This window comes from Psychrobacter luti (assembly GCF_014192115.1).
GTDB classification, from domain to species: domain Bacteria; phylum Pseudomonadota; class Gammaproteobacteria; order Pseudomonadales; family Moraxellaceae; genus Psychrobacter; species Psychrobacter luti.
Genome location: NZ_JACHXL010000003.1, coordinates 89644 through 112761, shown reverse-complemented (window position 1 = coordinate 112761; position 23118 = coordinate 89644). Strand labels below are relative to the sequence as shown.

The following is a 23118-nucleotide window of genomic DNA, read 5'->3' as shown; positions in this document are numbered from 1 at the left end:
AATACAACTGGCTTTTACTGAAGCACTGATATTGGCAGACAGCGATTGGCTCAAAAAGACATACACTAAACGCTATCAAGGCTAATGATAAAGCCTATTATAAGAAGCATAACCATAAGCAAACTAGCGCTCTAAATCAACCAATTGGTATGCTATTTTATCCAAATCTGGTACCAAGTAAAGCGTATTATCAATCATCACGGTTTGAAAGAGATAGGATAGCACAACATCTTCTTGTACGTGTTCATCAACATCATCGATTTTGTCGCCTGTCTTAATAAAATACTCAGGAAGGTCGATATCTTTGACATCAGAGATACGTGCCTGTAGTTGGCGCAGCTCACCTGCCGTTTGGAGTGCAATACGATGGGCGGAGGTATTACCTTCTAAGACAATCATTTTTTCTGGCGTTTGATGGCGTGGCAGCAGATGGAAGACAGCAACTGCTTGCTCTTTCCACTCATAGCGCTCGGTATGTTCGCTACACTCCTCGACACTCAAAATCAAACTGCTAGGAATAATCCAGTCCGGTTGGTCAACTGCTGGGACAACCGTTACGTCGAGCATACCATTGTTAGTGGTCAGTAAGCTCACCGCCTCAAACGAATGCTTTAGAATCTGTTTCATAAGTCGCTCACAATAAATGAATCCGAAGGGACGCTCACCGCCCTTTCAGTAATATACTCAGTAAGTTTTTCTGCCAATGCTGTAGGGCTGCCGACAAACTGACAATAGCCTGAATCAATAATCGCTTGTGGCTGACTAGGACAGGCACACAGGCTTGGGTCCTGCGCCCATAATTGACTGTCATTGTCTTGGATTAAATCCAAATACTGCGTGCCATCGTTGCCCATCCCTGAAAAGATAATGTTAATCAACTCACTGCCATAAACATCGCTAGTATTTTTAAGAATTTGTCCGATAGCGGGTTTATAATCGCCTTCCCAAGCCTGATCTAATAAGATGATGCGACCGGTTGAATCACAGACAATTTGTTTATCAATAGGCACTATAAGACATTGCCCGGTGCGCAAACGCTGCGTTGAGGTAATCAGCTGACAGCGCCACTCATTATGACGATTCAATATACGCGGTAATGTACTAATCATGGTTTGGTTAAAATGATGCGCTAATAAAATACTCACAGGAAGTGCAGGCGATAAGTGGTCTAAAAACTCTTTGACGGCGCTAGGGCCACCCATTGAAGCCCCTAAAAACACCACATAATGCCAGTTATTGACCTCATTTTTATAGGCAGTGTTTTTATCAGTAGCATCATCAACTAGCATCGGTAAAGCTAACATTTGGGCAAGCTTACGCTTTAGTTTACGCTGCCACTTAGCATACTGCTGTGCTTCATTGAGATAAGGTGCTTGACTAAACCCTACCAACACGGCGGCAGCTTTAGAGGCTGCCGTTGCTGTCGCCATATGATTGTCATAATCACCATCTATCAGCCAAATATCGATAAACCCTTCATAACTCTCAAACCTGTCTTGTAATTGCGCCCGCGATACGCAGTCAACCAGCTGTAGACCGCAACTACGTACCGTATCAGAAAAAGCCATACGCTGATGATGGTCCTCTGCAACCACCAATACCTTGATATCACTTTTATGTTTGTCTTTTAGCGCCAAGGCACTTAAGTTATCCTTCATTGACTAGGCTAGCCTCTTTACCCAATAGGGCTTCAATCTTACTAAGAAGCTGGTTTTCTTGGAAAGGTTTGCCCATATAGTCATTGACCCCAATCTCAAGGGCGCGCTCGCGATGTTTTTCGCCCGTACGCGAGGTAATCATAATAATTGGCAGATGTTGCAGACGTCTATTATGTCTGACTTGAGTCGCGACTTCAAAACCATCCATGCGCGGCATCTCAATATCGAGTAGCATCAAGTCAGGTGTCGTTTCTTGTAGAATCTCAAGCGCATCGATACCATCTTTGGCAAGTACCACGTTGAAGCCTTGACGCTCCAAGAAACGTGAGGTGACTTTTCGTACCGTAACGGAGTCATCGACGACCAATACAGTCGCTCTAGACTCTGTCGTGCTATCCATGGTCACAGCAGGTTTTGTGAATTCTTTTACCAAGGTGACATTACGCATCAGCGCAATCAAATCAAGGATGAGCATTACTGAGCCGTCACCCATAATAGTCGCCGCTGAAATACCTGATAAATTCGAGAACTGTTGTCCTAAAGGTTTTACCACAACCTCAATACGTGAGCCTGCGATTTGGTCAACCTGTAGCGCCATATTCTGCCCACTACGGTTTTTGATAATGATAAGTGGCACGCTGGTATTGGTATTGACGACCAACTCATTTAATTTATTACCAGATAAAATCTCATTTAAATAACGGACGCGATAATCGGTATCTTCAAAGTTAAGCGTTGCCGCGCCTGATTGATAATAATCGTAAACTTTTTCTGGATTGATACGCACTACGCGCTCAATCTGCACCAGTGGTATCGCATAATAACGGTCTGCTGCCCGAACTACCAAAGCATCAGATACAGCAACGGTAAGCGGTACACGCATGGTAAATCGAGAACCTTTACCCAGCTCTGAGACCACTGATACTGCGCCGCCTAATTGACGAACCTCACTGATTACGACGTCCATGCCGACACCGCGCCCTGATATTTGCGTCACCTGCTTACTGGTACTTAAACCTGCATTAAAGATATACTGCATGATATCAAGGTCGCTTAACGTGCTATCGTCTGCGTCAATCAAACCTTGAGAGATAGCTTTATTACGTACTGCTTCTACATCAATCCCACGACCGTCATCGGTTAACTGGATGACAATCTCACTGCCTTCACGCAGTACTTCTAACGTGATTTGTCCACTACGCTCTTTACCCGCCTTTTGGCGTGTAGCAACATTTTCAATCCCGTGATCGACGGCGTTACGTAACATGTGCTCAAGCGGTGAGGTAATGCGTTCTAAAATGGTTCTATCCATTTCATCATCAGCATTGATAATCTTGAGCTCAACCGACTTATTAAGCTCGTTGGCTGTCTGACGTACGATACGCTCAAGCCTTGGCGTTAGACGGGTAAACGGCACCATACGCGAGTTCATCAAGCCATCTTGGAGCTCGGTTTGCGTTCGTGATAGTTGTAGCAACAGACTTTCACTATCACGGGTTTTTTCTAATAAGGTGTTATTAATATCGACCAAATCCGAGGCCGATTCTGTCAAAGATTTTGACAACTGATTCAATGAAGAATACTGATCCATCTCTAGCGGGTCAAAACCTTCATGATTGACCAATTCGTCATCGATCTGCGATAAAATCTGCGCCTCAAGCTCAATCTCCATCCGGCGTAACTGATCTGCCAAACGCTGTACGGTAGTGCCCATCTCTTCAATACTATTGGTCAAGCTACTCATGCCCATATCGATACGTGCACGGTTAATCGCCGACTCGCCCGATAGGTTAATCATATGCTCAATCAGACCACCTGAGATACGAATCATCTCATTATTGTTGGTGTTCTGCTCTTGCTCAGCAGTATTAGCTACCATCAACGGCATCTCACTAATATCTTTCTGGATATAGGTCGATTCTTGCTTTTGTTTCGCCAAAAGAATGGCGTCACGCTGCGCCTGCAATGACTCTTTTGGTATGTGCTTTAAGCTATCTGGGTTTTTACTAAATTGCTGTAGTGCCTCAATCAATAAATCAGGGGTTGGCGGATTCACCTGTTGCGACAGAATAAATACGGCATCTGCAAGCCAGTCATGACAAGCCACTAATAGCTCTAAGACTTTTTTGGTAGCAGGACGGCGACGATCGACGAAATCCGTATACACCGATTCCATTTCGTGCGCAAGATCAGCAATACCACTAGCGGTCACCATACGCGCGCCACCTTTAAGGGTATGCAAGTCGCGTTGTAGTGCCTGCAATGCCACCGTATCATTTGCATCACTTAAGAATGATTGCAGATATTCGTTACGATTGGTCAGGGCTTCTGCTTCTTCTAAAAACACTTCCAAGATATCAGGGTCAGGTAAGCCATTTGCCCATGATTGCTTAATAATTCTATCTAAACTTAAGCTATCTGCTGCTTGCTCTATACGATGAATGTATTCATCTGCCAGTACTTGCGACTCGGTATCAATGTGGTTTTTAGGCATCGGTACAATAAGTTGAACGACGTCTGGCAATGTCTTCGCTTTTTCAAACTGCTGTAATTGCTCAATCAGCTCAGGTGCAAAAAATGATTGTTGATAGCGGACAATGTGCGCCACTTGTAATGACAACGTATCTTGCACCACCTGCATAATCTCAAGCCACTGTGCGGTTGGTACTCGTCTTTCTTCTACAAATGCCTCGTAGATACTTTCCGCTTCATGAGTCAAGTCACCAATACTACGGATACCTGCCATGCGCGCACCACCTTTGATGGTATGCAGATGACGCTGTAAGACTTTTAAAGTATTGATATTACTAATATCGGCGCGCCACTTACTAAAGCTATCATTGAGCGCGTCATCAAGCTCTTGTGCCTCTTCTAAGAAGATTTCTAATAGCTCAATATCGGTATCAATGGTTTCAAGTTCTAGCTCAGGCGCGGCGATACTATGTACCAAAGCATCAGCATATGCCTCTGCAGCAATATTAATGTCTGTTTCAGTTTCAGCACTGATAGCGGCATCATCAGCGACTATTTGGTCATTATTATCATAGCGCTGAGAAATACTTCGTAGCTGCTGAAGAACTTGCTCATCAATTTTTAATGAGCTGCTACCTGCCAAGGCATCAAACAAACCGACCAATTGCGCATGTCCCGCCAGTAAAATGGCTTGAATATCCGTATCAACTGACTGTTCAGGATGATGGCTTAAATACGCATAAGCGTTACCTAGCTCATTAAGGATGGCAGTAAACTTTGGAAACTCTTGGGCTTTACCACTTAAGTATTTTATTTGTGCAATTTGCTGCGCTATATAAGTTTCGACTTGCTCATTTTCTGAATGAGTCAAAGCGGTTTCTAGCTGCCATTCCGCATCGAGCAACTCATTGATATTATCATCCAACAATTGGTTTATCGTTGGCTTGTTATCAGCGGTGCTCTCGTTATCTTTAATGGCGTACTGCTCACCAAGCATCGCTTGCAAAGAAGCAATATCTTGTTGGCTTTGCGTCTCCTCTAACGACACATCTTGCTGCTGAATATTTTGTTTATAGTTATCCAAATATCCATTAATAAGCGTTGCAGACTGGGCGAGCGCCTTTAGATGCTGCGCACTCATCGGCGTATCCTGCTGCTGTAAAAGCTCTAAACTCTGCTCTATGGTCGCACTAACCTCGCTAATTGCTGTCAAAGCACTAGACCCAGAAGCAGCCCTTAAAGTATGGAATGCCCTTACAATCTCATCGCTTACGGCCACATAAGGCTCATCTTGATGGCGACGAACAAAGTCATTAACGCTCTCCAATAACTCTTCTGCTTCTTCAATAAAAATATCAAAAAAGGCTTGTTCTTCTTCACTTTGAGGGGCTAAAACGATGGGCGCTTCTGCCATTTTTTCATTCACAGAATTGATCTTTTGTAACATACTGTCGATATGATCGCTATTGTCGGTATTTTCATCAGTACTGTCTTCAGTATTGCTCTCATTAGTAGAACCATCCTGAGCACTTTGATTTGTAATTGGCGCAGAAGACGGTGCAGGAGTGCCTACTAACTGCTGGTATAGCGCAGGGTAGCTAAATTCATTACCCAACTGTTTACTATAAGCCTGAGCACAAGCCACCCATAATGGCATGATAGTAGGATAATCTTGGCTACCGTTCTCAAAGGTAGTTAATAACTCAGGATACACGCTCAGCACATGGCTAATCAGCTGCTGTATATTCGTAGAAGCGGTAATGCTATTGTCTAAAATACGGTTGAGCATATTTTCTATCGACCAAGCCAACTCAGCACTAGTGTTCGCTCCAACCATACGCCCCGACCCTTTTAAGGTATGGAAACCGCGACGAATATCTGTCAGCTGGGTTAAGTCATCAGGAGTCAGCTGCCACTGCTCATATAAAGGCACAATTTCATCCAAGACCTCATTAGCCTCTTCTAAAAATATCTCTTTAATATCAGGATCGGCATCGTCAGCATCTATCGGTAACGGCTGAGCTGCTGACACAAATGCTTGCAGTACCGCAGGGATTTCTAATTCTATCAATGATGCAGAGATAGCTTTTTCCTCTGCCATCGTATAATTAACGTGCTCAGTTGTCCCTGCAGTATCGGCATGCTCAATGTCTAAGCTGGTCTCGTTTGACGACAAGCTCTCTTCTAGCAAAGGATAGTTTCCTTCAACGTCAGCGGTAGAAGATGTGATTTTAGATGTTTCTAGCCCAGTATTGATAGGTTGCTGACTCATTAGATTATTGCTTTGCACAATAGTAATGGCAGGATCAAAGCTTGGTAATTGCTGTGCTTCAAAGTCACTCAACATCGCTGGTAGACGCTGGGTCGTTTCTGTCACTAATGCGACGACTTCATCGGTCACTGGCAGTGTTTTGTCCAACAGACGATTAAGCAGGTTTTCAATTGACCATGCCATCTCACTGATGCTAAAAGCACCAACCATACGCCCTGAGCCTTTTAAGGTATGGAAACCTCTTCGCACTTCTGTTAATGGGGTTAAATCCTGTGCGTCTTGCTGCCATATTGGTAAAAAATCTTCTAAATCAGCAATAACCTCTGCAACCTCTTCGATAAAGATGTCACGAATATCTTCATCGATATCAAAGTTATCAGGCTTGATTTGACTACGGGCGTTTAATAAAGCAGCACTTTCTGTTTTATCACTGCTATTAAAGTGATTAAGATTATCACTCGCCATATCACTCTCTAGAACTGAGTCGATAATGTCGTCATCATTAATAATAGGTGCAATTTCACCACTGTCGTCATAGCGCAGTACATTACTCGCCGCTAATTTTTGTGTTAAGAAAGTATCTTTTACTGTTTCAGGTGCATCGATATAGCCAGTAAGCAACGTTGAGGCTTTATCAATATAGGCATTTGCTTGTTCTAATAATGGTTGGTTAAAGACTTGCTGCGCCAGATAATCGAGTAATAACTCAATCGACGTTAAACCCTCCGCCACTGCTTCGGTAACATCCCAGCTGAGCACGTTAACCTCATGGGTGTTTAATTGGTCAAATATATCGGCTATTTTATCCGTAGCATAGCGAATTGATGGCAAGCCCATACTATCAAAAGCTTCGCTAATTTTAGTAAAATCTGCTGATTCTGATAACAGATCGGTATGTTGGCGCTGGATATAGTCATTAAAGCCTTGCTTGACGTCTTCGACAGCAATACGCAACTCACGCAGCTCTTTATCACTCGCATTAATTTGGCGGTCATTATCTGTTTGTAAGCCATCAACGCTATTAAGACCATCAAAATCGTCATTCGTAACAACTGCAGCTTTAGAGGTAAACGACGCAACGTTTCCTATTTTGCTAGCAATAACTTGTTCAGTATTGTAGATAGCATCGTATAATTCTTGCAGTTGGCGCTCAATTTGCCACTGTTCTTGTGTCAACCCTGCTTCTGCAGATAAGCCACGCTCTATATCATCTAGGATTGAGCTAGTCTGTACGGCAAAAAGTGTCCAACCACGACTCTCAAGTTGGTTATTTATTTGTTGTAAAGGCTTTAATAGCGTATGAGGTTTATCGAGGTTAAAGATAAGGGCTTCAATTTGATTGAGTATACGCGGTAAAAAACGCGATTCTACATCCGGTTGCGATATGTTATGCAATATAGATTGAGAGTTTTCACTATGATTGACTAGGTTACTTAACTCAATATAAATACTGGCTATTAAGTTATTAATGATGCTTGTCGATATCTCGTTTTGCTGCGCGCAGGACTCTATCAGCGCATCTAACTGGCTTAATAATGCGGCATAATGTTTAGGTTTTGGGGTTTCATTATATGCTAGGTCATGCATCCAGGTTTCAGTCAGATACCAAAGACGCTGTAAATCTGCATCCGCTGCGGTTTGCCATAAATATTGGCTGACCTTTTCTAAAACCGTCAGTATAGAGGGAGTGTTGGCATTAGCTGCTAGTAACACTTGTACTTGCTGACGCCAAACCAATAACAATTGCTGATATTGCTCACGGTCTAAATTGTCCATTGCTTTAACATCAGGTACTGTAATATCAAGATATTCAGCATCTACCATGCTAGCAGAATAGTCAGCTTCAGAGGCTAAAGGAGCATCTGTAAGATGATCAGTCACGACACCATAATGCGTTAAGACTTGTGTCAGCTCAGCCGAGGTTTTGTTCAGCAAAGCAGTATGGCAGCTACCCGTGCGCGCATAGTGTCCAAGCTCACGCATAAGTAATCGATTAGCCATCTGACCAATACGGCTTTCATCTGTACCAAATGCTACTTCAGGAGCTGTTTCTGACTCTGTTTCAGAATTTATTGCAATGTCATCTACCAGAGCATCTTCTATGTCAACGACATTCACTACTCCTGCTAACAAACTTAGCTTAGTCGCCAAACTTGCCAATGCAGGCAAGTTGAGCATGGTTAAGGCACCACTAACTTGATGATAGCTGTGTGACATTTGCTCATAATCAGCGCTTTTTTCACCTAATTGCCAGCCATCAGCTACCTGTGATAATTGCTGATTAAATAGTGGTAATAACCACTCAAACGTCACCATGTCATTGGGCTGGTTTTTCATAGATTTATCCTAACTCGTCTAGGCGCTAATTTAGGCACTGATTTTTTGCCACGCATTAATCTGTGGGTGCGCAATACGGCGCATATTTGAGGGACGCCAAAATAACGCCTCACCTGGAGCCAATATAATATAACCGCCTAGCGCACACTGCTTTGATAGACGCGCTAAAATATCACGCTGATCAAACTTACGAAAATACATCAGCATATTTTGGCAAACAATTACCTGTTGTAAATACGGCGTTGGCGGCTCTTGATTGATAATATTATGTAAAGTAAAGCGTACATGCTGTTTTAAGGTTGGCATCACCTGCCAGTGAGCACGTACACTATTTTCTATAGTTTTCTTAGTATTAGTCGCTACAGGAAAAAAACGTAATGCTTTAATCACGCTTGCCGGACGCAATGGCTGGATATATTGCTGACAATGTGGCGGAATTAAAGCTTGCTGTCTTTTATCATACTGTCCTACGCGTGCCTTTTTTAATGCTTGCTCGCTGACATCTGTACCCAATATAGTGTAATTAGTCAGCTGTTTCGCAGCCAAGCTCATTGCGAGCGACCAAGTCTCTTGCCCACTCGCACAACCGACGCTCCATATACGAAACAACTCATTGGTAGCAATATCGTCACTGTTATTGGTCAGCTGCCGCCGTTGATGCTGCAAAGCACATTCGATGACAAACTCTATAGAAGGCTGATGGCGAAAGAAGCGACTTTCATGAATCAGTACTTTATCCAAAAATTGCTGACGAAGCTCATAATTAATAGGTAGCTGTTTCCATAACTGTAGGATAGTGAGCCCATATGATAGTGCTGTTTGCGTGACGGCATTGACCAACCACTTACGCTGAATATTCGGTAATATAAAGCCGATTTCTTGCTCTATATAACGTTGCCATTGCTCTGTATCAAAAGCAGCATCCTGTCTCAAAGCCTCTGCCGCTAAAGCGTCGGCTTTATGAATAATAGGACCGTCTTGTTGAATATGATTATTCATGTGACCTGCTATTAATAGTGTTGTCTTAGATAAAATAATAACTAGAGCAACTATTTGGTTAACATTTCAATATAAAAATCATAAATTAAGCGCTAATGACTCAATAATAACTGGCCTTTAGATACTGTCAGAAACCCTTTCATCAATATCTAAATACTCATCGTCCGTCTGTTCTATGTGCAATTGCTCATCATCATTAGAAATCTTGAAGCCGGTTACCGACTCTTGCAACGCTGCTGCCATTTCACTGAGCTCACCAATAGAGCGCGCCGTTGCCATGGAACCTGATGACGTTTGCGAGGTAATATCTTGAATGATATTCATCGTATGCGAGATATGACCTGCAGATTCTGCCTGTTGCATAGCTGCGTTTGAGATGTTTTGAATCAGATCTGCCAAAGTATTAGAAACGGTTTGCACCTCTTCTAGTGCCTCACCCGCATCTTTTGCTAGACGGGCACCACGTACTACTTCAGAAGTTGTTGATTCCATCGACATCACCGCTTCACTGGTATCCGCCTGAATGGTTTTTACCAGCGTTTCAATCTGTTTGGTCGCATTTGCTGAACGCTCAGCAAGACGCTGAACCTCATCGGCAACAACCGCAAAGCCTCGACCCGCTTCCCCTGCCATCGATGCCTGAATCGCGGCGTTCAATGCCAGAACGTTGGTTTGGTCAGCAATATCGTTAATCAGACCGACGATATCACCAATCTCTTGCGAAGATTCACCAAGGCGTTTGATACGTTTTGAGGTCTCTTGAATCTGGTCACGGATAACGTTCATGCCTTCAATCGAGCGTTGTACAACTTCCGCACCGTTGTAAGCAATAGCAACTGAACGCTGTGCAACCGTTGCCGATTCTGCGGCGTTGTTTGAAACTTGGTCAATCGATACCGTCATCTCATTAATAGCCGCTGATACGCCAGCAATTTCTTGTGCTTGGTGCTCAGACGCCTCAGCAAGCTCAACCGCATTCATCTGCGTTTGCTCTGAAGACTGCGAGACGCGATCAGCAGTACTGTTAATAACGAGTACCAACTGACGTAATTGGTCAATTGCGAAGTTAACAGAGTCAGCAATCGCACCCGTAAAGTCTTCCGATACGGTCGCATTTACCGTCAAATCACCGTCTGCCAAATCGCCTAGCTCATCCAGTAGACGCAAAATTGCAATCTGGTTACGCTCATTCTCTTCTTGAATTTGGCGCGCACGCTCAGACTCTGCTTCCGCTTCTTGGCGACGACGCAAGGTCTCTTTTTCAATCAATAAACGTTCTGAGCCGCCACGTTGCTTTAGTAGCTGGAACAATGTAAATAAGATGCCAAGCACGCCTAAGACAAATACAATCACCGGCAAGACAACTGATTGATTAAAATTCGTTAAATATTGGCTGACCGATGACAATGAATTGACCAGCCAAAAAAGACAAGTCACACTTACTAAAGCACAAAGCCCTAATAACAGCTTCCATTTACTATTAGCATCTGTCGTTGTTTTATTCTTACCAGCTACAGGGTTGTTTATAACATCACTCATCGTGCCTCTTCCTTTCAAACAATCGTCAAAGTCGTATCGTGACTGACTCTGAAATCATATTGTCATCAAAACAACAGTGATTAACAAAGCCTGTATGAATGCTGACATATCACTAAACCATGTCAGCCCTTGTTCTTTATTTTTTCTTTAGCAAAAACTGCTTATGAAAAACAGTAAATTACTAAAAACCGTTATGCCTATATTTATATGGCGGCATCGGTATACTGCAAATCTTGTGCAAGCAAGCTTGGCATAAACACATACCAGTCCTGCTCATCTTTAAAAAACTTGCCATGGTTATAAGGTGCAAATGGCGAGCTGGACTCAAGCGCTTCTGGACGATATTGATCTTGAGTGAACTGTTCAATACCCAAGACTTGATCGACCAACAACCCTGAGAACACATTATCATGGTCAATGACGATGACTTTACGTTGGCTCATTTGCGACAACTGACTAGGCACTTGTAAAAACCGCGACAAATCGGTTAAAGGTAACAAGCGCCCACGAATATTGGCGATGCCGAGCATCCAAGGCTTTACTAAAGGCACGCTGGTATATTCTGGCATGGTCAATATCTCTGATACCTGACCCATTGGTGCTACCAAACGCTGACCACCAATCTCAAATACCACACCTTGCCAGTCAAACTCTTTTCCTCCGCGGCGACCACTTTTGCGCGCGCGTGCTAAGTCTGCTATCCGTAGCAGTTCAATAAACCCTCTGGATGCCACAAGCTACTCCATTACTCTACGAATTATCTGGACCAGACCACTTTCATCAATCGGCTTAGTAATATATTCTTTAGCGCCTTGACGCTTACCCCATACACGATCGGTTTCTTGATTTTTGGTACTAATCATAATGATAGGAATATGAGACGTCGTTTTTCCACGGGTAATCTTACGAGTTGCCTGAAAACCGTTCATTTCAGGCATCACCACATCCATTAAAATGACATCTGGCAGATGATCAATGGCCATCTGACAGCCTTGCTCACCGTTTGTCGCTTCTAATACTTGATAATTATTCTTCGCAAGCATATCGCGAAATTTCGCCATCTCAGATGGCGAGTCGTCAATGACTAAAACAGTAGTCATAGGTGTTTCCTTTATTTTCGATGATATCCATCAGGATATATTATTGATACAAATCGATTAAAAATAAGTCGCTCTGAATCAGCAGCATTATTATCATCACGGTATAAATAGAGTGGCAAGCTTGCATAACAAACCTGCATAATTAATCTTCCTAAACAGCGTCAGTAAGAATAACTGTAAAGATAACCTATCGTCTGATTAGCGACTTATATGATGTTTTTATAGCTGGTTATTATCTATATTGAGCTATTAATAACAGCTTATAACGAATTTAAATAAACCTTCCATTATGAGCGATACTGATTAATCGCCTCAAAAAGCTCATCTTTACTAAATGGCTTGGTTAAATATTCATCAGAACCGACAATACGACCACGGGCTTTATCAAATAAACCATCTTTCGATGACAGCATAATTACAGGCTTGCTGGCATAATCAGGATTGTTTTTTATCAATGCGCAGGTCTGATAACCATCTAAACGTGGCATCATAATGTCCACAAAAATAATATCTGGGTTATGATCAACAATCTTAGCTAGGGCATCAAAACCATCAATGGCGGTTACTACTTCGCAGCCAGCTTTTTGCAATAACGTTTCTGCGGTACGGCGAATGGTCTTTGAGTCATCAATTACCATTACTTTTAAACCATCAAAATTATTTTCCATTATCTCTATCCTATTAATGACTATTTATTCGTAGTGCTATCTATGAATACAGACTATCACTCTAATCTGCCAATCTAAGCTATCAATACAAAATAATAAGCAGTTATCTTAATTTATCAGTGAACATATTTTATCTAAAGATTAACAGCAAACCCTGTATTGTGCTCGATCATAATAGCTAAATTTTCACCATCAGTATCTGCCTATTTACCAGCGCATTACCATCAGTCACTATACGCACTTTATGGTAAATTATCTTAGTAAATTGCGCGGTATTTTAAGTGTTTTTAAGCGGTTATAATACCTACATCAGCCTAGCGCAATCCTACTATTTAGTCATCGATAAAAATTCTAGTTAACCCAACCGCGAGCCTTTTAAGCAATCTTTTACTGAAGCTCACTCATTAAAAGTAGTTTACTGTTACTTAATAGGATTTAATTTAGATGACACTAAAGCCAGATACGATACTTCGTATTGCTATATTTTTGGCATTATATACAAATAGCGTATACCTTACCGAATAATTTTCTTTTGTCATAAAAATGTATCAATATATTTTATTATGTTTGTTTTAGCACAGTTGTAATGCCTTTTCCAGTCATTTAGTGAATTTATGTTCAAATAAATCAGTGTAAATTCATCACTCTAGCGCAATCCCTTTATTTTCGGCCTGTATTATCAGCGCTGTTTATCAACGCAATATTCCACTCAGTCAATGCCAATTAGAAAACACAGGCTAATCATTTCACCGCAGCATAATTCACTATATAATGAAAATTCGTTGATAATGGTGACTGATATGAGAGATTCTATGTGCTCAAAACGTTTAAGCACGATATTTTCAAGTGCGCTATTTCTAGCTTCTAGCCCTTTAAAAAAGAGCGTTTACCTCTTAAGTGCTTTGTTCATTATCGCCTGTCAACCTTCCCCTCCAACATCAGAGCCTGTCACTGCCGAAAATAGCGAGACGGTGAATACGCCGCTTTTGATTCGCGCTGATAGCATCACGATGACTCCTGACCATATTCTGAGCGTCAAGCCAACCCGTTATCAGCCAAGTCTTGGCTTAGAAGGTAAAATTGAGCTTATTAAAAAGGTCAATCTGATTGCCGAACAAGCGCTGACGGTAGAAAAAGTATTGGTGAAGAAAAATCAATGGGTAGAAAAAGGCGCGCCCTTATTTATTGTTCGTCGTCAAACTACCCAAATTCAGCAGCCAGCTGATGAAGCAGCAGCGGCTACAAATTCAGCAGACACATTAGAAGCTAATAAAAAGACTGATATTAAGCCTGAGCAATCGGTTGCTAATAATAAAGATTCGGCAAATGATACCGTTACTAATAGTAATAAGCAGACAAAAAATGATGTAGAAACGGATGCAAAAATGACGGCCGCTAACAGTAAAAAGCTAAATACAGACAGTGCGGCTAGCAATGGCAGTAATGACGAACTAAATAACACTCAAGAAGCTGCCCAATCAGAAAAATCATACAATCTAATCACGGTGCGGGCGAGTTTTTCTGGTCGGGTAGAAAAGCTCTACATTAAAAACGAACAGAAAGTAGAGGCGCGGCAGCCTTTATTAAAGCTCAGTGACGAGACGGAACTGCATTTTATCGCAACCCTTCCCATTGACGCTGAATCGCAAATCTCTGTCGGGCAAACGGTGAATTTTACTGCTGAAGGTTTAATAGATGAGTTTACTGGCCAAGTGAGTAAACTGACCACCACTCAGCAACCTAAACAACTATTAGTTGCTGTCAACGTGGTTGATAATGAGGTCAGTCGACACCAGATACGACCTGATATGAAGGTGACAGGACGTGTTGACTATGGACAAATACAGGTCGGTACCACTGTCCCTAAGCGTGCACTGCATAATGTAGATCTCACTATGCTGCACAAACCACCCTATAAGCCGCTGCGGCCTTTAATTGCCAATGTATGGATTATTAAACAAGACCAACGTTTGACGCGTCAGCCTGTCGAGGTCGTTGAGTATGATCCGCTGACCAAACAGTATTTGATCGCGGGAATTACCAATGACAGTTTGATTTGTTTAGCAAATTTACCAGTTGAATCTGAAGGTAAAAAGGCCGTAGTTTCATAAGCGTTGAAGCAAGTAGTTACATTGTGTAGAAACATTAACAAAGCATGTCTTGTTTAATAACATCCTGTTTAGGCAATATAGCGTATGCTAAATGACAGTGATTGAACATTAAGGGCGCAGTACTTTTAAAGCAGCACTTTGCAAATACAGGTTTAAAACAGTACTTTTCAAAATACAAGTTAAACAAACTATAACAACAACTAGAGGAAAAATTATGAGTAAGCAAATTTTACTAATTGAAGATGATCCAGATTTAGCCGAGTTAATCAGTGATTATCTGACCATGAATTACTACGACGTACATCATGCAGGATTGGGTCAAGAAGGTTTGGACTTATTAGACACCAAAGAGCGTGATATTGACTTGGTCGTACTGGATTTGATGCTTCCTGATATGGATGGGATGCAAGTTTGCCAAAAAATACGTGGCAACAAAAACAACATGACTAATAAAGTGCCGATTATCATGCTGACGGCAAAAGGTGATACCACTGACCGCGTATTGGGTTTAGAGATGGGTGCAGATGACTATATTGCTAAGCCATTTGAGCCACGTGAGTTATTGGCGCGTATTCGTGCCGTTATTCGTCGTCATGAGCAGCCAAATCAAGCGGACAGCCAATCAGACAGCCTTACTTTTGGGCGCTTGAGCGTTTTTCCCGACAGTCATGAAGTCACTATCGATGACCAACCGGTACGTCTAACGACGCATCAGTTTCAATTGCTGCATTATTTTGCCACCCATTCTGGTAAAGTACTAAATCGCGAGCAATTATGGCAAGCGATGCCAAACGATGACAGCTCAGACAATATTGATCGTGCCATTGACGTGCATATTTCGCGCTTGCGTGCGCTTATTGAAGACAATCCACGTCAGCCAAAACGTATCATTACCGTACGTGGTGTGGGTTATCAATTCGCAACCGATCAAGTTTAAATGGCGAATGTAATCAAACGACGCTAGGTTAAGCGATAGTGCCAATAAAACCAAGTTAGTGGTTATGAGCGTTTGATAATAGAGATGATTTAATGCAGCAGCTGGGTTTTCGTTCCGTATTCGCTAAACTATTTGCCAGTGTCATGCTGGCACTTATCTTATTTGCGGTAGCGATGGTGTTATTGACGCAGTTGGTTCACGATAAAGACGCGGGCATTCGCTCAGAAATCTTAGCCACGCAAATCTTGGGTCAAATAGACCCGTTTTTGCATGAGCTAAATATCGCTGTCAGCAAAGATAATCGCTTACAGTCACGCTTTATGCTGGCGGTGGTCAAAAAAAGTTTTGATATTTTTGATGAATCTTTACAGGCAAAGATGGGTTTGTATGACAGCGAAGGTCATTTGCTTATGCAAACCGACAACAGCGATTTGCCGTTAGAATTGCCTGCGCCGCCCTCTCTATTATCACGCGTTTTTCCTTCATTTGCCGAAACTTCTCCAACTAAACAAGCTCAAGTCTATAGTAGTACGGGCTATACGCTATTATATGAGTCACGTTTACCTCCTAAAAAACCTGTACTCTCGGCTGCGCTAAACTTATTTACCGGCACCTTACTGCTGCTGATCATTATGGCGGGCGTGCTTTGGTGGATTGCTCGTACCATTACTTGGCGTATCAATCAGATGAGTCAGCAGATGGCGCAACTCGGTGATGGTGACTTTAGCGTGCGTGTCAATGCGCACGGTAATGACGAGATTGCCTCACTCGCCCGCGGCTTTAACCAAGCGGCACAAAAAATCGAACATCTTATCAATGCTAATAATCTACTATTGGCACACGCCTCGCACGAGCTACGCACACCTATCACCCGTATTCGATTACAGATTGAGATGATGGATATGCTGGCAGCCGCTCTGCCGAGCGATACCAAAGAAAAATTCGATAAACGCGCCCAAGCCATTAACCGCGATCTGTCGGGACTGAATGATTTGGTTGAAAGTATCTTACTCGTCAGCCGATTAGACGCTGGTCATGCGCTACAGCAAGTTGAACATTTAGACTTATACGACTTGGTCAATCAAGAGCGGCAACATTATCCTGAAGCAACGTTGATTGGCGAGCATATCGTCATTGATGGTCAGTCATCCATGCTCACCCATTTAATTCGCAACCTACTCACCAATGCCATGCTACATGGTGAGCCGCCTGTAACTGTACTACTTTATGGCGTGCAAACCTTAGATGAAGCCAATGATATCCCTGACTTCCTACTGCAGACCATACTGTGTAGTAGCTTTGTCGACTATAACAGCTCAGACTTTGACTCTTATGAAGAAATCACTCATCACGTCAATCAGCTTGAAAACGCGCAAGACTCTACTGCCACTGATGACTCAATTGACGCTAGCGACAGAAAACCTAAGTCAGCAGAATCAACAGAAATAGTATTATTACCTGCTCCCGCTATTTATAAAAATGGTGAAAGCGTCACGGCGCTTACTGATGTTCAGAATGAAACTATTGAGGCTGATGGTAATATCCATAATGATAAGAGCGTAGATGCAGATAAAGTCCAGCCCTCAGAACTTATTGATGTAAATAGTAACGTAAACACTGACATAAGCAGTAATGATGAGTCGAGAACCGTTAGTGAGCCTTCGCTTAGAGCCAATTATCAACGCTTCACTACTGATTTAACCGATAAAATTAAAAAAGTCATTTGGCGCGTGGTTCCTGAAAATCAGGTGGGCTCTGACACTAATCTCCAGGACTCGACTGACAGCCTTAATAACAGCGACGCTACAAATGATAACGTAGACAGTAAAAATGTAAAAAATACGGATAAAAACGACAATACTGAGAAAGCTGACTCTAAAATAGATTCTAAAGACAGTACCAAAGAAAGCCCTAAAGAGAATGGTGAGACAGCAAATGGCACGCGTAAAGAAGGTTTGTTTAGTAAACATCTGAAGAAACCTAAAGCCGAGCCAACGCGCCCACTACCAAAGTATGCTGTGTTGGCAGTGATTGATGAAGGCGAAGGTATCCCTGAAAATAAACGCGAGGAAGTCTTTAGTCCTTTCGTACGTTTGCAGCAAAAAAATAAAGGTTCGGGACTTGGCTTATCCTTGGTTGCCCAGATTGTCACCGCTCACCAAGGGCGTATTCTCACTGACACTATTAATGGTCATACTCGATTTCTAGTGGTACTACCCGTTAAGCACGACCCTCATTATCACCATGACAGCCGTGACTAAGACTGTCTTTTAACACCAAAAAACTCAGTCTTAAAAAAACATTCAAAAATACATGCCGCTATCTGAGCGCTTCTTTATTTCATATAAACTTACGCGCTACCTATCTTGATTGCTTCATTGCTTAATATCGAGCAAGCCAAGATTATCCTTTAGTCATGTATGTCCATATCCAAAACACTGCATAATATGCTATATTAGCGCCCCTTATTATGGGGTTATTGAATGTTGTTTTTAACTGTGCTCTTTATGATGTAAGAGACCCTACAACCGCTTCATAACTATTAAAATATTTATTGAATTTTGAGCCCTCCATGAGTGACATGATTGTCTTAAACGATGTGACCAAAAGCTTTCTAAGTGACCGGTCTATAAAAGATAAAGACGGCAAGCCACATTGGTTTACTGCTGTCGAGCCGACGTCCTTAACTGTGCAGCAAGGCGAAATATTTGGCTTGATGGGCTATTCGGGAGCGGGTAAATCTACCCTTTTACGCCTGATTAATTTGCTTGAGCGTCCAGATTCGGGTCAAGTAATCGTAGATGGTACGGACTTGACCACGCTATCAGCCAGTGAGTTACGTATTGCCCGCCACAATATCGGTATGATTTTTCAGCAGTTTAACCTGATGTCCAATCGTACGGTATTTGATAATGTCGCCTTTAACTTAACAGTAGCAGGTTATCCGAGCGCCGATATTCATAAGCGCGTGATGGAATGCTTAGAAATCGTCGACTTGATCGATCGTGCAGGGCATTATCCTGCGCAGCTTTCAGGGGGACAAAAACAGCGCGTCGGTATCGCGCGCGCGATTGCGCCAAGCCCAAAAGTATTATTGGCGGATGAGCCGACCAGTGCGCTTGACCCTGCGACCACGCGCAGCTTATTGACTTGTCTACGCGATATTAATGAACAGCTTGGTGTCACTATCGTCATCGTCACGCATGAAATGAGCGTCATTCGCAGGCTATGCGATCGAGCAGCATTGTTACATCAAGGGCAATTACTCGAGGTTGCCGATATTCGCGACGGTCTGATTCAGGCCACCACAACGATTGGCAAAGGCTTGGTTCACGAAGACTAAGAGGTAGGAGAATAGACATGTTAACTGGTGCTGAATTATCCGCCTCGATAGACAAACTGCTCGCGCTGCGCAAAGAGATTTGGCAAGCGTTTGTAGATACCTTTATTATGCTTGGTATCTCAACGACGGTCGCCATCGTGATCGGCGGTTTGTTTGGGGTTTTCTTATTTTTATCTAGTGATCGACAGTTTTTGCAAAATAAGACCTTATATGGCGTTCTTGGTGCTATCACCAACTTTATGCGCGCCTTCCCGTTTGTAATCTTGATGATTGCCATGAGTCCTTTTACCAAAGCCATCGTTGGCACCGGTATCGGACCGATTGCTGCATCGCTAGTACTAGCGATTGCCGGTTCCTTTTACTTTGCGCGCTTGGTTGAACAAAACCTGCGTGAAGTGCCACGCGGCATTATTGAAGCGACTGAATCGATGGGTGCCCGTCCCTTTACCATTATCAAAGTGTTGCTCAATGAAGCACGGTCTGGCTTGGTACTGTCGGTCACCATTTTATGTATCAGCTTGCTGTCGTTTTCGGCAGCTGCCGGTATGATTGGCGGTGGCGGTTTGGGTGATTTGGCGATTCGTTATGGCTATTATCGCTATCAAACTGAGGTGATGGTATTTATTGTTGTCATGCTATCGATTATGGTTATTGGGATTCAGGCATCGGGTAATTGGATCGCCATGCGTTTAGATAAGCGTTAAATTTTACCTATAAATAATTATAAACAGTATTAATCATCAGCTTTTAAAGCGCTCATATTAAACGCTCGATATGAATAATGCTCAAGGTTTAATGCCGATTCATCCTAAGCAAATGCTTGACTTTGTAACTGATTCCCTTTAATTTTGATACTATCTTAACAACCGTTAACTTAGCAGCATTACTATTCATAATGTTGCTTTTTTAATGCGAGTTTTTAATGTTAACGTTCAATCCCCTATTCCCATCCCTTATTAAGGAAGTTTCATGAAATTAACAGATATCAGCCGTCAAGTAGCCACAGCATTTGCTGCGGTTGGCGTATCAGGTCTTGTATTGGTCGGTTGCAACAATTCATCAGCACCAGAAGCCAACAAAGAGCCAGTCACTGAAGGCGCAACGGAAACAACGACCACAGAAACGGTCGCGACAAGCGATATCGACCCTGAGCATAGTAAAATTGTCATCGGTACGACCGAAGGCGACTTTGCCGATATGGTTCGTAACCAAGTAAAAGGCTCGTTAGAAGCACAAGGTTATGAAGTTGAGCTAGTCACATTTACCGATTATGTGCGTCCAAATATCGCCTTGTCTGATGGTGATTTAGATATCAACATCTTCCAGCATAAGCCTTATCTTGATACCTTCAAAAAAGAAAACAACCTTGATTTGGTCGAAGTCTTTCAAGTACCGACAGCCCCACTTGGTATCTATACTGGTAAAAAGACTAAGCTCGACGACGTCTATAAAGGCATGAGTGTTTCTGCACCTAATGATCCAAGTAACTTCGCCCGTGCGTTAGTAATGATGAATGAGTTAGGTTGGATTACGTTAAAAGACAATATCGACCCGTTGACCGCATCAAAATCGGATATCGCCGATAACAGCAAATACGACATCAAAATCGTTGAGTTAGAAGCTGCCCAGCTACCACGTGCGCGTGACGAAGTTGATTTTGCTATCATCAATGGTAACTATGCGACCGATGCAGGTATCAAGCTGACTGAAGCGCTATTCCAAGAGCCAAGCTTTGCTTATGTCAACTGGTCAGCCATCAAAACTGCTGATAAAGACAAAAAATGGGTGAAAGACGTGACCAACGCTTATAACTCAGAAGCCTTTAAAAAGTATGCTCACGATAGCTTCCCTGGCTATAAATACCCAAAAATCTGGGGTGCTGATACCGCTGCTACCCCTGCGACTGCTTCTACAACAGCTACTGCTCCAGTCGCAGAAGCTGCTGCTCAATAATTGTAGAACTAACCACTTAATGACTTAAAATGCTTTGTTCAAACCAAGTGTTTTAAGGATTTAATAAGTGAATTAGAAAAGCCCATTATTTGCTAATAATGGGCTTTTCTTCGTTGGTATTTTGGTATTTGTAGCTTATAAAGCTCATCATTAGCGATTGCCTGTATGGCTATTTAGCTCAGTGATTCATGTTTATAGTCTTATCCATAGGCGCTTATTAAGCATCAAGTGTTTTCTTTACCAAGAGGGTAATAATAATGGCAGGAATGAAACAGAGAATAGAGAGATAAACGATGCCAAAAACGCCTACTTCTGGTAGATTAAGCAAAATTAATCCTGCAACCCACGTTGCTATCATAATCGAGAAGTTGAAAACGCTCGACTGCACTGAAGTTGCGACGGCTTTCGCTTCGGTCACCTGCTTGCTGACGGCGGTTTGATACATCGTCACCAAAGGTCCAAACGCCAGTCCCCATAATAAAAAAGCCAAATGTGCAAAACCATTTGTCCCTCTAAAGAAAACAAACAACAGCATCGTAATCATACCGCAAGCCAACATAGCAACGATTAAACCGCGCAGATGCGTATCGATAATCTTGGCTGATAAGATGACTGAAATGACTGAACCTATCCCAAAGATAAGCAAGGCTAAGCTGATACCGCCGACAAAATCAATGCTTTCAACCAATAGCGTGATATAAGTATAGGTACTGTAATGGGCGACCACAGATAAAAGAGTGAGTATCAATACTATCCATACTGCCGGTATTTTAAGTACCGCTATTGGCGAATTACTTTGGGTAAGCTTTTCACCCTGTACAGAAGGCAAGTATTTAGCTGCTAGCAGGGCAATCAACGCACCCAATGCGCCAAGCACTAGAAACGAGGTGCGCCAGCTAACGAGTGTGCCTATAAAGGTCATAATCGGTAGACCTAGACTCACCCCAAAGGTATTACCCGCCATGATAATGGTGATCGCCTTGCCATGTAGATTTTCTGGCACTAAGGCTGTGCCATAAGCGGCAATCATCGGCCACATAATACCGGCACAGATACCGCCAATGATGCGCATGGTTACAATAAGTGGATAAGACGAGGTAAGACCGACGACCAGATTAGAGACGGCAAAACCTGTCAATAGCAGCAACAACAGCACCTTACGATTGACCCACAACGTCATGCTAATGAGGGGAATAGCAAAAATCGCCGATGCCAACGCGTATATCCCGACCAAAAATCCTACTTGGGTCTGCTCAACGCCCAAACCTTCAGTCATTTGCGGCAAGATACCCGACGGCATCAGCTCTGAGAGAATCCCAATAAAGGTTACGCTTGCCATTAAACCAAAGATAAACCACGAAATAGGGTTCTGATGTTGCTCATAGGTACTATTTTCTGACAGGCTTCCTTGTGCATGACTTGGCTTTGAACGACTAGACACACCCCCTCCTTATTATTAAATCATTCATGATTAAAGTATTTATGATTAAAGCATTAAAAAGCCCTTTTCTTCTCACCTTACAGATAAAACATATATTGCCATGATGTATAAAGTACAGGTAAAACTTATTCACTTCTACTCCTCTCATATAGGCAACGATAAACTTTCTTTCTCTAAATAGGTCTTGTCTTAAATGGCTATTTTATTAGCGCATTAAATAGTTGATCGAGAAGAACCTATCCTCTTATTAATTAACACATGACGTTACAGCCTGTTTGCCGTTTGTAG

Annotated in this window: 14 protein-coding genes and 1 pseudogene; 6 read left to right on the top strand and 9 right to left on the bottom strand. The window is 42.5% G+C overall.

Annotated elements, in window-relative coordinates:
- Window positions 1-123 precede the first annotated feature (123 nt).
- The 8 genes and pseudogenes from FHS24_RS07320 to pilG all read right to left on the bottom strand — a co-directional run bounded on the left by FHS24_RS07320 (window position 124) and on the right by pilG (window position 13045).
- A complete protein-coding gene (locus tag FHS24_RS07320) occupies window positions 124-627 on the bottom strand; it encodes a hypothetical protein (RefSeq protein ID WP_183620253.1) in 504 nt (167 codons plus the stop codon).
- The gene (locus tag FHS24_RS07315) at window positions 624-1658 is read right to left on the bottom strand and encodes a chemotaxis protein CheB (protein WP_183620251.1); all 1035 of its coding nucleotides are present in this window, start codon (window positions 1656-1658) and stop codon (window positions 624-626) included. The genes FHS24_RS07320 and FHS24_RS07315 overlap by 4 nt, the downstream gene beginning before the upstream one ends.
- A complete protein-coding gene (locus FHS24_RS07310) occupies window positions 1648-8739 on the bottom strand; it encodes an Hpt domain-containing protein (RefSeq protein ID WP_183620249.1) in 7092 nt (2363 codons plus the stop codon). Before FHS24_RS07310 ends, FHS24_RS07315 begins: the two co-directional genes overlap by 11 nt.
- A gap of 30 nt (window positions 8740-8769) precedes the next feature.
- The gene (locus FHS24_RS07305) at window positions 8770-9738 is read right to left on the bottom strand and encodes a CheR family methyltransferase (RefSeq protein WP_183620248.1); all 969 of its coding nucleotides are present in this window, start codon (window positions 9736-9738) and stop codon (window positions 8770-8772) included.
- 201 nt (window positions 9739-9939) lie between these two features.
- Window positions 9940-10944, bottom strand: a pseudogene (locus FHS24_RS07300) (methyl-accepting chemotaxis protein); the annotation flags it as partial.
- Between the two features lie 536 nt (window positions 10945-11480).
- Window positions 11481-12011 (bottom strand): chemotaxis protein CheW, encoded by a 531-nt coding sequence (locus tag FHS24_RS07295; RefSeq protein ID WP_183620244.1) that lies wholly within the window; start codon window positions 12009-12011, stop codon window positions 11481-11483.
- Between the two features lie 3 nt (window positions 12012-12014).
- A complete protein-coding gene (locus tag FHS24_RS07290; RefSeq protein ID WP_183620243.1) occupies window positions 12015-12377 on the bottom strand; it encodes a response regulator in 363 nt (120 codons plus the stop codon).
- Between the two features lie 287 nt (window positions 12378-12664).
- Window positions 12665-13045 (bottom strand): twitching motility response regulator PilG, encoded by a 381-nt coding sequence (gene pilG, locus FHS24_RS07285; RefSeq protein ID WP_149488687.1) that lies wholly within the window; start codon window positions 13043-13045, stop codon window positions 12665-12667.
- Window positions 13046-13845: 800 nt separating this feature from the next.
- Between pilG and FHS24_RS07280 the strand changes: the two genes are divergently transcribed.
- The 6 genes from FHS24_RS07280 (at window position 13846) to FHS24_RS07255 (ending at window position 21389) form a co-directional block, all read left to right on the top strand.
- Window positions 13846-15156, top strand: a complete 1311-nt coding sequence (locus tag FHS24_RS07280; protein ID WP_227671731.1) for an efflux RND transporter periplasmic adaptor subunit — start codon at window positions 13846-13848, stop codon at window positions 15154-15156.
- Between the two features lie 214 nt (window positions 15157-15370).
- On the top strand, window positions 15371-16093 hold the full coding sequence (locus tag FHS24_RS07275; RefSeq protein WP_057761578.1) for a response regulator transcription factor: 723 nt from the start codon (window positions 15371-15373) through the stop codon (window positions 16091-16093).
- A gap of 92 nt (window positions 16094-16185) precedes the next feature.
- Window positions 16186-18354 carry a sensor histidine kinase gene (locus FHS24_RS07270; protein ID WP_183620241.1) on the top strand — a complete coding sequence of 723 codons (2169 nt, stop codon included), beginning with the start codon at window positions 16186-16188 and terminating at the stop codon, window positions 18352-18354.
- Window positions 18355-18665: 311 nt separating this feature from the next.
- Window positions 18666-19436, top strand: a complete 771-nt coding sequence (locus FHS24_RS07265) for a methionine ABC transporter ATP-binding protein (RefSeq protein WP_183620239.1) — start codon at window positions 18666-18668, stop codon at window positions 19434-19436.
- Between the two features lie 17 nt (window positions 19437-19453).
- Window positions 19454-20140: a methionine ABC transporter permease gene (locus tag FHS24_RS07260; protein WP_149488683.1), complete on the top strand. Its 687-nt coding sequence runs from the start codon at window positions 19454-19456 to the stop codon at window positions 20138-20140.
- A gap of 265 nt (window positions 20141-20405) precedes the next feature.
- Complete coding sequence (locus FHS24_RS07255) at window positions 20406-21389, top strand: MetQ/NlpA family ABC transporter substrate-binding protein (protein ID WP_183620237.1); 984 nt, start codon at window positions 20406-20408, stop codon at window positions 21387-21389.
- Between the two features lie 217 nt (window positions 21390-21606).
- Here FHS24_RS07255 and FHS24_RS07250 read toward each other — a convergent pair whose 3' ends face one another.
- Window positions 21607-22830 carry an MFS transporter gene (locus FHS24_RS07250; protein WP_265088149.1) on the bottom strand — a complete coding sequence of 408 codons (1224 nt, stop codon included), beginning with the start codon at window positions 22828-22830 and terminating at the stop codon, window positions 21607-21609.
- Window positions 22831-23118 lie beyond the last annotated feature (288 nt).

Excerpts from the sequence above, each read along its gene's own strand:
- FHS24_RS07320 (WP_183620253.1), bottom strand. The coding sequence starts at position 627 with ATGAAACAGATTCTAAAGCATTCGTTTGAGGCGGTGAGCTTACTGACC.
- FHS24_RS07315 (WP_183620251.1), bottom strand. The coding sequence starts at position 1,658 with ATGAAGGATAACTTAAGTGCCTTGGCGCTAAAAGACAAACATAAAAGT.
- FHS24_RS07310 (WP_183620249.1), bottom strand. The coding sequence starts at position 8,739 with ATGAAAAACCAGCCCAATGACATGGTGACGTTTGAGTGGTTATTACCA.
- FHS24_RS07305 (WP_183620248.1), bottom strand. The coding sequence starts at position 9,738 with ATGAATAATCATATTCAACAAGACGGTCCTATTATTCATAAAGCCGAC.
- FHS24_RS07290 (WP_183620243.1), bottom strand. The coding sequence starts at position 12,377 with ATGACTACTGTTTTAGTCATTGACGACTCGCCATCTGAGATGGCGAAA.
- pilG (WP_149488687.1), bottom strand. The coding sequence starts at position 13,045 with ATGGAAAATAATTTTGATGGTTTAAAAGTAATGGTAATTGATGACTCA.
- FHS24_RS07280 (WP_227671731.1), top strand. The coding sequence starts at position 13,846 with ATGAGAGATTCTATGTGCTCAAAACGTTTAAGCACGATATTTTCAAGT.
- FHS24_RS07275 (WP_057761578.1), top strand. The coding sequence starts at position 15,371 with ATGAGTAAGCAAATTTTACTAATTGAAGATGATCCAGATTTAGCCGAG.
- FHS24_RS07270 (WP_183620241.1), top strand. The coding sequence starts at position 16,186 with ATGCAGCAGCTGGGTTTTCGTTCCGTATTCGCTAAACTATTTGCCAGT.
- FHS24_RS07265 (WP_183620239.1), top strand. The coding sequence starts at position 18,666 with ATGAGTGACATGATTGTCTTAAACGATGTGACCAAAAGCTTTCTAAGT.
- FHS24_RS07260 (WP_149488683.1), top strand. The coding sequence starts at position 19,454 with ATGTTAACTGGTGCTGAATTATCCGCCTCGATAGACAAACTGCTCGCG.
- FHS24_RS07255 (WP_183620237.1), top strand. The coding sequence starts at position 20,406 with ATGAAATTAACAGATATCAGCCGTCAAGTAGCCACAGCATTTGCTGCG.